The sequence below is a fragment of the Streptomyces sp. CB02058 genome, assembly GCF_001905505.1.
Classification (GTDB): domain Bacteria; phylum Actinomycetota; class Actinomycetes; order Streptomycetales; family Streptomycetaceae; genus Streptomyces.
In genome coordinates this window covers 1,265,337-1,277,380 of record NZ_LIPG01000002.1, presented here as the reverse complement: position 1 = coordinate 1,277,380, position 12,044 = coordinate 1,265,337, and the positions used below count along the sequence as shown (strand labels likewise).

Annotated in this window: 11 protein-coding genes; all 11 read right to left on the bottom strand. The window is 69.8% G+C overall.

The features are described from left to right. Nucleotides 1–3: 3 nt before the first annotated feature. The gene (gene pgi, locus AMK10_RS12950; protein ID WP_073747821.1) at nt 4–1,656 is read right to left on the bottom strand and encodes a glucose-6-phosphate isomerase; all 1,653 of its coding nucleotides are present in this window, start codon (nt 1,654–1,656) and stop codon (nt 4–6) included. A 156-nt stretch (nt 1,657–1,812) separates the two neighbouring features. Then, nucleotides 1,813–2,148, bottom strand: a complete 336-nt coding sequence (locus AMK10_RS12945; protein ID WP_073747820.1) for an RNA polymerase-binding protein RbpA — start codon at nt 2,146–2,148, stop codon at nt 1,813–1,815. A 109-nt stretch (nt 2,149–2,257) separates the two neighbouring features. Next, nucleotides 2,258–2,494: a preprotein translocase subunit SecG gene (gene secG, locus AMK10_RS12940; protein ID WP_014156893.1), complete on the bottom strand. Its 237-nt coding sequence runs from the start codon at nt 2,492–2,494 to the stop codon at nt 2,258–2,260. Nucleotides 2,495–2,632: 138 nt separating this feature from the next. Continuing rightward, complete coding sequence (gene tpiA, locus AMK10_RS12935; protein ID WP_073747819.1) at nt 2,633–3,409, bottom strand: triose-phosphate isomerase; 777 nt, start codon at nt 3,407–3,409, stop codon at nt 2,633–2,635. Between the two features lie 6 nt (nt 3,410–3,415). Beyond that, complete coding sequence (locus AMK10_RS12930; RefSeq protein ID WP_073747818.1) at nt 3,416–4,627, bottom strand: phosphoglycerate kinase; 1,212 nt, start codon at nt 4,625–4,627, stop codon at nt 3,416–3,418. Between the two features lie 113 nt (nt 4,628–4,740). Then, nucleotides 4,741–5,751: a type I glyceraldehyde-3-phosphate dehydrogenase gene (gene gap, locus AMK10_RS12925; protein ID WP_073747817.1), complete on the bottom strand. Its 1,011-nt coding sequence runs from the start codon at nt 5,749–5,751 to the stop codon at nt 4,741–4,743. A gap of 558 nt (nt 5,752–6,309) precedes the next feature. Next, nucleotides 6,310–7,299, bottom strand: a complete 990-nt coding sequence (whiA, locus tag AMK10_RS12920) for a DNA-binding protein WhiA (protein WP_073747816.1) — start codon at nt 7,297–7,299, stop codon at nt 6,310–6,312. Beyond that, nucleotides 7,290–8,321: a gluconeogenesis factor YvcK family protein gene (locus AMK10_RS12915; protein ID WP_073747815.1), complete on the bottom strand. Its 1,032-nt coding sequence runs from the start codon at nt 8,319–8,321 to the stop codon at nt 7,290–7,292. Before AMK10_RS12915 ends, whiA begins: the two co-directional genes overlap by 10 nt. Continuing rightward, a complete protein-coding gene (rapZ, locus tag AMK10_RS12910; protein WP_073747814.1) occupies nt 8,318–9,283 on the bottom strand; it encodes an RNase adapter RapZ in 966 nt (321 codons plus the stop codon). The genes AMK10_RS12915 and rapZ overlap by 4 nt, the downstream gene beginning before the upstream one ends. Further along, entirely contained in the window at nt 9,280–11,403 is a 2,124-nt protein-coding gene (gene uvrC / locus AMK10_RS12905) for an excinuclease ABC subunit UvrC (protein ID WP_073747813.1), read from the bottom strand. Before uvrC ends, rapZ begins: the two co-directional genes overlap by 4 nt. A gap of 80 nt (nt 11,404–11,483) precedes the next feature. Beyond that, entirely contained in the window at nt 11,484–11,912 is a 429-nt protein-coding gene (locus AMK10_RS12900; RefSeq protein ID WP_073747812.1) for a Rieske (2Fe-2S) protein, read from the bottom strand. Between the last annotated feature and the right edge of the window lie 132 nt (nt 11,913–12,044).

Below are 12,044 nucleotides of genomic sequence, written 5' to 3'. Positions count from 1 at the left end.
CGCTCAGCGGCCGCGCAGCGAGCGGTACGCCGATACGAGCGCGGCGGTGGAGCTGTCGAGCTGCTCGCCGCCCGTGCCCTGGGTGAGAACCGGCTCGATCTTCTTGGCGAGGACCTTGCCGAGCTCGACACCCCACTGGTCGAAGGAGTCGATGTTCCACACGGCGCCCTGGACGAAGACCTTGTGCTCGTACAGCGCGATCAGCTGGCCGAGCACCGACGGAGTGAGCCGCTCCGCGAGGATCGTGGTCGTCGGGTGGTTGCCGCGGAACGTCTTGTGCGGCACCAGCTCCTCGGGCACGCCCTCCGCGCGGACCTCGTCGGGCGTCTTGCCGAAGGCGAGCGCCTGGGTCTGGGCGAAGAAGTTGGCCATCAGCAGGTCGTGCTGGGCGATCAGCCCGGGCAGCAGGTCCTGGACCGGCGCGGCGAAGCCGATGAAGTCGGCCGGGATGACCTTCGTGCCCTGGTGGATCAGCTGGTAGTAGGCGTGCTGTCCGTTGGTGCCGGGGGTGCCCCAGACGACCGGTCCGGTCTGCCACTCGACCGGATTGCCGTCCCGGTCCACGGACTTGCCGTTGGACTCCATGTCCAGCTGCTGCAAGTACGCCGTGAACTTGGACAGATAGTGGCTGTAGGGCAGCACGGCGTGCGACTGGGCGTCGAAGAAGTGGCCGTACCAGACGCCCAGGAGGCCCAGCAACAGCGGGGCGTTCTCCTCGGCGGGCGCGGTGCGGAAGTGCTCGTCGACGAGGTGGAAGCCGTCGAGCATCTCGCGGAAGCGCTCGGGCCCGATGGCGATCATCAGCGAGAGGCCGATCGCCGAGTCGTAGGAGTAACGGCCGCCGACCCAGTCCCAGAACTCGAACATGTTGGCCGTGTCGATGCCGAAGTCCGTGACCTTCCCGGCGTTGGTCGAGAGCGCCACGAAGTGCTTGGCGACGGCCTCCTGACCGGCCCTCAGCCCGGTGAGGAGCCAGTCGCGCGCGGAGGTGGCGTTGGTGATGGTCTCGATCGTCGTGAAGGTCTTGGACGCGACGATGAACAGCGTCTCGGCCGGGTCGAGGTCGCGAACGGCCTCGTGGAGGTCGGCGCCGTCGACGTTGGACACGAAGCGGACCGTGAGCGAGCGGTCCGTGAAGGAGCGCAGCACCTCGTAGGCCATGGCGGGCCCGAGGTCGGAGCCGCCGATGCCGATGTTCACGATGTTCTTGACCGGCTTGCCCGTGTGGCCGGTCCACTCCCCGGCCCTGACGCGGTCCGCGAAGGCGGCCATCCTGTCGAGGACGGCGTGCACGGCCGGCACCACGTTCTCGCCGTCGACCTCGATCACCGCGTCGCGCGGGGCGCGGAGCGCGGTGTGCAGGACGGCACGGTCCTCGGTGGTGTTGATCTTCTCGCCCCGGAACATGGCGTCCCGCAGCTCGGCCACGCCCGTGGCGCCGGCGAGGTCCCGCAGCAGACGCAGCGTCTCGTCGGTGACGAGGTGCTTGGAGTAGTCGATGTGGAGGTCACCGACCCTCAGGGTGTACGCCGTCCCTCGGTCCGGCGCGTCCGCGAACAGCCCGCGCAGATGGGTGTCGCCGAACTCCTCACGGTGCTTGCCGAGAGCCGCCCACTCCGGAGTCTGATTGAGCTTGGTTCGGCTTTGTGCGTTCATCCCGGAAATCGCCCACTTCTTCTCGTACCTGCAACCTTCCCCGCTGCCCCTCCAACCTAATTGATCTGGAGGGTGCGGCGGAGCAATGGCAGGGGCCGGAGGCGACAAACGCATTCCGGCCGGGCACCCGAGAGGTGACCGGCCGGTGAACTGCTGTCAGATTTCGCCGCGGAGTTTCGCGAGGGCTTCGGCGAGGATGGCTTCGCCGTCCGCGTCGCTGCGCCGCTCGCGCACGTACGCGAGGTGCGTCTTGTACGGCTCGGTGCGCGGTGGGTCGGGCGGATTGTCCTGATCCTGGCCGGCCGGGAAACCGCAGCGCGGGCAGTCCCAGGTCTCCGGTACCTGCGCGTCATGGGCGAAGCTCGGCTGCGTCTCGTGCCCGTTCGAGCACCAGAAGGAGATGCGGAGGCGCGGCGCGGACTCGCCCCGCTCGGCCTCCCCCATCGGCCCCGCTCCGACCCGGCTTCCCCGGATCGCGTTGCCACTTGCCACGGTCGTAACTCCCTGCGTGATGGTGCTCGAAGATGCCCCAGTCTACGTAAGGCCCAACGCGCGTCCAGTGAAAGGAGTTACACCCTCACCGGGATTCGCGGACGACGGGTCAGCTGTCCAGCTTGATGAGCAGAGCGAGGACGACAATGCACGCGAACCAGGCCAGACCGACCACGACGGTGATGCGGTCGAGGTTGCGCTCGGCGACCGAGGAGCCGCCCACGGAGGACTGCATTCCGCCACCGAACATGTCGGAGAGGCCGCCGCCCTTTCCCTTGTGCATCAGCACCAGCAGCATCAGCAGCAGGCTGAAGACGATCAGGGCGATCTCGAACGCCAAAACCACGGCTGGTCCCTACTTTCCGGAATTCCTAGGACTGCATGTACGAACAGCGGGGGCCTGAGGGTATACCCCCCTCGGCCCCCGCAAGGGTACGACGGATCGGCGCAACCGCATACTCACCGGTCGCCGAAGCGGACGATCCTACTGGTCGCGGAAGCGGACGATCTTGACGAACTCGTCGGCGTCGAGCGCGGCTCCACCGATCAGGGCACCGTCCACGTCGGGCTGCGCCATGATGGCCCCGACATTGCCGGACTTCACGGAGCCGCCGTACTGGATGCGGACGGCGTCGGCCAGCTCCTGGGAGTACAGCTCGGCGAGCCGGCGGCGGATCGCGCCGCAGACCTCCTGGGCGTCCTCGGGGGTGGCGACCTCGCCGGTCCCGATGGCCCAGACCGGCTCGTAGGCGATCACGATGGACTCGGCCTGCTCGGCCGGGATGTCCTTCAGGGCGCCGTCGAGCTGGGCCAGCGTGTAGGAGACCTGGTCACCGGCCTTGCGGATGTCCAGGCCCTCGCCGACGCAGAGGATCGGGGTCAGGCCGTGCTTGTAGGCGGCCTTCACCTTGGCGTTGCAGATCTCGTCGTTCTCGCCGTGGTACTGGCGTCGCTCGCTGTGACCGACGGCGACGAAGGTGCACTTCAGCTTGGCGAGCATCGAGCCGGAGATCTCACCGGTGTACGCGCCGGAGTCCTGCGCCGAGAGGTCCTGGGCGCCGTACTTGATCTTCAGCTTGTCGCCGTCGACCAGCGTCTGCACGGAGCGCAGGTCGGTGAAGGGCGGCAGGACGGCGACCTCGACGGCCTCGTAGTCCTTGTCGGCCAGGGCGAAGGCGAGCTTCTGGACGTGGGCGATGGCCTCGAGGTGGTTGAGGTTCATCTTCCAGTTGCCCGCCATGAGCGGGGTGCGGGTGGTCATTGAGGGTCAGTCCTCCAGTGCGGCGAGTCCGGGAAGCGTCTTGCCTTCGAGGTATTCGAGGCTGGCGCCGCCACCGGTCGAGATGTGGCCGAAAGCATTCTCGTCGAAGCCGAGGATGCGGACGGCGGCTGCGGAGTCCCCGCCGCCCACGACGCTGAAGGCCGGGGAGTCGACGAGGGCCTGGGCGACCGCCTTGGTGCCCTCGGCGTAGTCGGGGTGCTCGAAGACACCCATGGGGCCGTTCCAGAAGACGGTGGCCGCGTCGGCGAGCTTCGACGCGTACAGCTCGCGGGTCGCGGGGCCGATGTCCAGGCCCTCCTGGTCGGCCGGGATGGCGTCGGCGGCGACCGTGGAGGGGTTGGCCGGGGCCTTGGTCTTCAGGTCGGGGAACTCGCCCGCGACCAGGACGTCGACGGGGAGCACGAACTCCACACCGAGCTCCTCGGCGCGCTTGAGGTAGCCCTGGACCGCGGGGACCTGGTCCTCCTGGAGGAGCGAGGTGCCGACCTCGTGGCCCTGGGCCTTGAGGAAGGTGTAGGCCATGCCGCCGCCGATCAGGATGCGGTCGGCCTTCTCCAGCAGGTGGTCGATGACCCCGAGCTTGTCGGAGACCTTGGCGCCGCCGAGGACCACGGCGTACGGCCGCGCGACGTCCTCGGTGAGCTTCTTCAGGACGCCGACCTCGGTGGCGATCAGACCGCCCGCCGCGTGCGGCAGCCGGGCCGGGAGGTCGAAGACCGAGGCGTGCTTGCGGTGGACGGCGCCGAAGCCGTCGCCCACGTACACGTCGGCGAGCTCGGCGAGCCGGTCGGCGAAGGCGCCGCGCTCGGCGTCGTCCTTCGACGTCTCGCCGGCGTTGAAGCGGAGGTTCTCGATGACGGCGACCTGGCCGTCGGTGAGAGCGGCGACCGTGGCCCGGGCGGACTCGCCGACCGTGTCGGTCGCGAAGGCGACCTCGGTGCCGAGCAGCTCGCCGAGGCGGGCGGCGGCGGGGGCCAGCGAGAACGCCGGGTCCGGGGCGCCCTTGGGGCGGCCGAGGTGCGAGGCGACGATGACCCGCGCACCGGCAGCGGCGAGTTCGGCGACCGTCGGGCGGACGGCGCGGATGCGGCCGTCGTCGGTGATCGTGGTGCCGTCCAGCGGCACGTTGAGGTCGGCGCGGACGAATACCCGCTTGCCCGCGACCCCTTCGGCGAGAAGTTCGTCGATCGTCTTCATCTGTTCCCAATACTCCTTGGAAGGACGGATGAGCATGCAAGGGGGCTCGAACGGCGCCGCGTCGCGCCGTCCGAGCCCCTCACATCACACCTTGCTGCCTGCCGATCCTAGGATCAGAGCTGCCCGCCGACGAAGACGGTCAGGTCGACGAGGCGGTTGGAGTAACCCCACTCGTTGTCGTACCAGCCGAGGATCTTCACCGAGTTGCCCTCCTGGACCATGGTCAGGGAGGAGTCGAAGGTGCAGGACGCCGGGTCGCTGACGATGTCGGAGGAGACGATCGGGTCCTCGGTGTAGGACAGGAAGCCCTTGAGGTCGCCGTCCTCGGAGGCCTTCTTGAACGCGGCGTTGACCTCGTCCTTGGTGACCTCGCGCTGCAGCGTCACGACGAGGTCGGTGGCGGAACCGGTCGGGACCGGGACGCGCATCGCGATGCCGTCGAGCTTGCCCTTGAGCTGCGGGAGGACCAGGGCGGTCGCCTTGGCGGCGCCCGTCGTGGTCGGGATGATGTTCTCGGCGGCGGCGCGGGCGCGACGCAGGTCCGAGTGCGGGAAGTCCAGGATGCGCTGGTCGTTCGTGTACGCGTGGACCGTCGTCATCAGGCCCTTGACGATGCCGAAGTTCTCGTCGAGAACCTTGGCCATCGGCGCCACACAGTTGGTGGTGCAGGAGGCGTTGGAGATGACGTGGTGGTTCGCCGCATCGTACTTGTCCTGGTTGACGCCCATCACGATGGTGATGTCCTCGTCCTTGGCCGGAGCCGAGATGAGGACCTTCTTCGCGCCACCCGCGATGTGCTTCTCGGCGTCGGCCTTCTTGGTGAAGATGCCGGTCGACTCGATGACGATGTCGACGCCCAGCTGACCCCAGGGGATGTCGGCCGGGTTGCGCTCCGAGAGCACCTTGATGGTGTGGCCGTCGACGGTGATGGTGTCGGCGGTGTGGCTCACCTCTGCTTTGAGACGACCCAGAATGGTGTCGTACTTCAGCAGGTGGGCCGTGGTCGCAGTGTCACCCAGGTCGTTGACAGCCACGATCTCGATGTCCGCACCCTGCTCCAGCAGCGCGCGGAAGTAGTTACGACCGATGCGGCCAAAGCCGTTGATGCCTACGCGGATCGTCACGAACCGATCTCCTCGTTAGGAACGCCGGTTTCGATGCCGGCGAGTTTTATAGGGATGTCCCCGACCGCCTCCGACCCTACCTCTCCGAAGGCTCAGGGGTGACATCGAGAGCGACGGTGTGGAGCGAGATCTCCTTACTCCTGAGTAGGAGCAATCGATTCCGGCCTATTGACCCGGCGGGCACGACAGGCCCGCCCGATGGTCACCAAGCGTCAACTCCCGCCCGAGCCGTCTCCCTTGCGGCGCGAGGGGCCCACCGGCACCCGCCCGCGCGGGGTCACCGGGAGTCACTGACCCGGATTCAGCCACCGGGCCTCCGCCCGCGATCCGTGATCGAATGTCCGGCCCGGGCGAGGCGCACGCTCAATTGCGCGCCACGGTACTCAATCGATAAAAGCACCGGGACTGCGCGTTTTCCGGGGACACGGACCACGGAACGCCACGACCCCGCACGCTCAATCGTGCGGGGTCGCGCTCAGTCAATGCCTGCGGGGCGGCACTCGGCCCATTCCGAAAATCGCTCCGCCGAATTTCGGAATGGCCCCGCCCTGTGGGCTCTCAGCCGACGAGGCCGTCGGCCATTTCCTCGCTGAGGGTGGATTCCGTGCCCGGGATGCCGAGGTCCTGGGCCCGCTTGTCGGCCATGGCCAGCAGGCGCCGGATACGGCCCGCGACGGCATCCTTGGTCAGCGGCGGGTCGGCGAGCGCGCCCAGCTCCTCCAGGGAGGCCTGCTTGTGCTCCATGCGCAGCCGTCCGGCCGCCGCGAGGTGCTCCGGGACCTCCTCGCCCAGGATCTCCAGCGCGCGTCCCACCCGGGCGCCCGCGGCCACGGCGGCGCGGGCGGACCGGCGGAGGTTGGCGTCGTCGAAGTTGGCGAGCCGGTTGGCCGTGGCACGGACCTCGCGCCGCATCCGGCGTTCCTCCCAGGCCAGCACCGCCTCATGGGCGCCGAGCCGGGTCAGCAGCGCGCCGATGGCGTCGCCGTCCCTGACGACCACCCGGTCGACACCCCGCACCTCGCGCGCCTTGGCGGCGATGGAGAGCCTGCGGGCGGCACCGACCAGGGCGAGGGCGGCCTCGGGGCCGGGGCAGGTGACCTCCAGCGAGGAGGAACGGCCGGGCTCGGTGAGCGAGCCGTGGGCCAGGAAGGCGCCACGCCAGGCGGCCTCGGCGTCGCAGGTGGCCCCCGAGACCACTTGCGGCGGCAACCCGCGGATCGGACGGCCGCGGCCGTCCACCAGACCGGTCTGGCGGGCCAGCTGGTCGCCGCCGGCCACCACACGGACGACGAACCGCGAGCCGCGGCGCAGCCCGCCGGGGGCCATCACGATCAGCTCCGAGCTGTGCCCGAAGATCTCCAGGACGTCCCGCTTGAGCCGTCGTGCCGCGCTCCCCGTGTCCAGCTCGGCCTCGATCACAATCCGGCCGCTCACCAGGTGCAGCCCGCCCGCGAACCGAAGAATCGCCGAGACCTCTGCTTTCCTGCAGCAGGTCCGGGTCACGGGAAGCCGAGAGATTTCGTCCTTCACCGCTGGCGTCATCGCCATGGGCCGATCCTTCCATGCATCCGAAAAATACGGTCGTACGCGGCGGCCAACAGCTCCGGATCATGTGTCGGAGCGCCGTCGGGTGAGGCCACGGGGGCCAGCTCGACCGCGGCTCCGAGCCGCTGGGCGGCATCGGCGAGGGACTCGCGGTCGGGTACGGCGGCCTCGTCGGCCAGCACCACGTCCATGGCGAGTTTAGGGGCGTGTCGTCCCAAAACCTCCAAATGACGCTGCGGTGAGAAGCCATCTGTTTCACCGGGCTGTGGTGCGAGGTTCAGCGAGAGGACCTTACGGGCCTTCGTGGTCACCAGTGCGTCGAGCAGTTCGGGGACCAGTAGATGCGGAATCACCGAGGAGAACCAGGACCCCGGACCCAGAACCACCCAATCGGCGTCGAGGACGGCGGCGACCGCCTCGGGGACGGCCGGAGGATCGGCGGGTACGACGTGGACGGACTGCACCTCGCCGGGGGTCAGCGCCACCGTGGCCTGCCCGCGCACCGTGACGGTCTCGTCCGGCCGGTCGGGGTGGTGTCCCCGTACGAGCGCCTGGAGCTCCAGGGGCACCGCGGACATCGGCAGCACCCGGCCGTGCGCCCCGAGGAGCTTGCCGACCAGGTCCAGGGCCTGGACGTGGTCGCCCAGCTGCTCCCAGAGGGCGACGATGAGCAGGTTGCCCACCGCGTGCTCGTGCAGATCGCCCTTGGACTCGAAGCGGTGCTGGATGACCTGGGCCCAGGTCCTGCCCCATTCGTCGTCCCCGCAGAGCGCGGCGAGCGCCTTGCGCAGGTCGCCCGGCGGCAGGACACCGAGCTCCTCCCGGAGCCGCCCGCTGGAGCCTCCGTCGTCGGCGACGGTGACCACGGCGGTGAGGTCGCCGGTGATCCGGCGCAGGGCCGTGAGCGACGCCGACAGGCCCATGCCGCCGCCGAGGGCGACGACCTTGGGCGCGCCGCGGCTGCGGCCGGAGAGCGCGGCCGTGGCTCTGCTCAGCCGCCGCAGACGCAGATTGCGACTGGTCACTCTCGCCCCATGTCCCGGTGGACGAGGACGGTCTCGATACCTTCGGTGGCGAGCCGTGCCGCCAGCTTCTCCGACATCGCGACGGAGCGGTGCTTGCCGCCCGTGCAGCCGACGGCGATGGTCACGTAACGCTTGCCCTCGCGGCGGTAGCCGGAGGCGATGAGCTGGAGGAGCTCCGTGTACTGGTTGAGGAATTCCTTGGCACCCGGCTGGTCGAAGACGTAGTCGGACACCTCCTCGTTGAGCCCGGTGAAGGGGCGGAGCTCGGGGACCCAGTGCGGGTTGGGCAGGAAGCGGCAGTCGACGACGAGATCGGCGTCGACCGGCAGGCCGTACTTGAAGCCGAACGACATCACCGTGGCCCGCAGCTCGGGCTCCTCGTCCCCGGCGAACTGGGCGTCCATCTTGGCCCGCAGCTCGTGCACGTTGAGGCTGGAGGTGTCGATGACCAGGTCGGCGTCGCCCCGCAGCTCACGCAGCAGGTCGCGCTCGGCCGCGATGCCGTCGACGATGCGGCCGTCGCCCTGGAGCGGGTGCGGGCGGCGGACCGATTCGAAACGGCGTACGAGGGCGTCGTCGGAGGACTCCAGGAAGACGATCCGCCGGGTGACGTGCTTGGCCTCCAGGTCCGCGAGGGACTCCCGGAGATTGTCGAAGAAGCGGCGCCCCCGCACGTCGACGACGACGGCGATGCGGGCGACATTGCCCTGGGACCGGGCGCCGAGCTCCACCATCGTGGGGATCAGCGCGGGCGGCAGGTTGTCGACGACGAACCAGCCGAGGTCCTCCAGACACTTGGCGGCGGTGCTGCGCCCGGCGCCCGACATTCCGGAGATGATCACCAGCTCGGGGATGGCGGGCGCGGTGGCCTCGGCCTTCTCCGTGGTGCTTCCCGTACTCACGTGTGCTGCTCCGTCTGCTCGGCCGCGGTCGTCATGGTGTTCATGCGCGTGCTCGGTCATGTCCTGCTGCCCCCGTCGTCCTCTTCAATGATCTCTCCTGTGGCGGTGTTCACGGCGGGTGCGGCCGGGGCCGCCGACGCCAGGGACGCGGCCACCGACTCCGCGGTCCTGCGCCCTATCCCCGGCACCTCGCAGATCTCTTCGATTGTCGCCTGCCGCAGCTTCTTGACGGAGCCGAAATGCTTGATCAGCGCCTGCTTGCGGGTCTCGCCCAGGCCGGCGACCTCGTCCAGGGGGCTGCTGCGGATGCGCTTGGCGCGCTTGGCCCGCTGGTAGGTGATGGCGAAGCGGTGGGCCTCGTCCCGGATGCGCTGAAGGAGGTAGAGGCCCTCGCTGGAGCGGGGAAGGACCACCGGATCGTCGTCGTCGGGCAGCCAGACCTCTTCGAGGCGCTTGGCGAGACCGCAGACGGCGATGTCGTCGATGCCCAGCTCGTCCAGGGCCCGCTTGGCGGCGGCGACCTGGGGCTGCCCTCCGTCGACGACGACGAGCTGCGGCGGGTAGGCGAACCGCTTGGGGCGGCCGTCGTCCTCGCGGGGCTCCTCCCGCGCGGCGGCGGGCTGCTGTGCGGAGGCCGCCTCGTCCGGGGCGGGCGCGGAGCCGAGGACCGGAACAGGGCCCGCCGTGGCCGGTGCGGAGCCCGCGGGGGTGGAGGCAGGGTCTGTCGGAGCCGGTACGGGGCCCGTGGGGGCCGGGGTCTCCTCCCACTCCCCCGTGCGTTCCTTCTCCTGGAGGTAGCGCTTGAAGCGGCGGCCGATGACCTCGTGCATCGACCGGACGTCGTCCTGGCCCTCGAAGCCCTTGATCTGGAAGCGGCGGTATTCGCTCTTGCGAGCGAGACCGTCCTCGAAGACCACCATCGAGGCGACCACGTCGTCGCCCTGGAGGTGCGAGATGTCGAAGCACTCGACGCGCAGCGGCGCGGTGTCGAGGCCGAGCGCCTCGGCGATCTCCTCCAGGGCGCGGGAGCGGGTCGTGAGGTCGGAGGCGCGCTTGGTCTTGTGCAGTCCGAGCGCCTGCTGGGCATTGCGCTGGACCGTGATCATCAGGTCCTTCTTGTCGCCCCGCTGCGGGATGCGCAGGCTGACCTGGGAGCCCCTGCGGTCCGCGAGCCACTGGGACACGGCTTCGGGGTCCTCGGGGAGCGCCGGGACCAGCACCTCCTTGGGCACGGCGTCGCCGGACTCCTCCCCGTACAGCTGCTGGAGCGCGTGTTCGACCAGGCCGGACGTGTCGACGGCCTCGACCTTGTCGGTGACCCAGCCGCGCTGGCCCCGCACCCGCCCGCCCCGGACGTGGAAGATCTGGACCGCCGCTTCGAGCTCGTCCTCCGCCACGGCGATCAGGTCGGCGTCGGTGGCGTCGGCGAGGACGACGGCGCTCTTCTCCATGGCGCGCTTCAGCGCCTCCGCGTCGTCGCGCAGGCGGGCCGCCCGCTCGTACTCCATCTCCTCGGCCGCCTGCATCATGTCCTTCTCCAGGCGGCGGATGTACGTCCCGGTGCGGCCCGCCATGAAGTCGCAGAAGTCATCGGCCAGATCCCGGTGTTCCTCGGGGCTGACCCGGCCGACGCAGGGGGCGGAGCACTTGCCGATGTAGCCGAGGAGGCAGGGGCGGCCGGTCCGCTCGGCGTTCTTGAAGACACCGGCGGAGCATGTCCGCACCGGGAAGACCCGGAGCATGAGGTCGACGGTCTCGCGGATGGCCCAGGCGTGCCCGTACGGACCGAAGTAGCGCACGCCCTTCTTCTTGGCGCCGCGCATGACCTGGACCCGCGGGAACTCCTCGTTGAGCGTGACGGCGAGGTAGGGATAGCTCTTGTCGTCGCGGTACTTGACGTTGAACCGGGGGTCGAACTCCTTGATCCAGGAGTACTCCAGCTGGAGCGCCTCGACCTCGGTGGAGACCACGGTCCACTCGACGGAGGCGGCCGTGGCGACCATCGTGCGTGTACGCGGGTGGAGACCGGCCAGGTCCTGGAAGTAGTTGGCCAGGCGCTGGCGCAGGTTCTTGGCCTTCCCGACGTAGATCACCCGGCGGTGCTCGTCGCGGAACTTGTAGACCCCCGGGGAGTCGGGGATCTGTCCCGGCTTGGGGCGGTAGCTGGAGGGGTCTGCCATGTCTCACACCCTACTTGCGGGCAATGACAGAGCGGCATGTCCGCGGATGCGGAGGCCGGCGAACGGCCTCGGCGCGCGGCTCAGGCCTCCGGGCCCGCGACGAGCCTTCCGCCCTCGACCCGCACATCGACGGCGGGCAGCGGCACCGTGGCCGGCCCCTGGAGCGCCTTGCCCGTGGTCATGTCGAAGCGGCTGCCGTGGCACGGGCAGTTGCCCTCGTTGCCCTCGACCTTGTCCAGGAGGCAGCCCGCGTGGGTGCACTGCGCGCTGAAGGCCTTGTACTGGCCTGCCGCGGGGCAGCTCACGACGACCCGCTGCTCCCTGTAGAGCTTCGCCCCGCCCACCGGCACCTCGTCCGGGGCCCCGAGCTCCACGGGCGCCGTGGGGGTGGGCGTCTGCGCGTGGCCGAGCTTCGAATCGGTCGAGCAGGCCGCCGCTCCGAGCCCGGCGGCACCGGCGAGAGCGGCGCCCTTCAGTACGGTGCGGCGGGCGGCGGGCAGGCCGGACATGCGGTCTCCACTGGTCGGGGGGACAGAGAGCCGCCGTCACCGTCCGGGGCACCGGGTGCCACGGACGGGGGGCACGGGCCGCGCCTGACGGCATGGGCGACAGACCCGACGATACCGACGGAGAACGCCCGC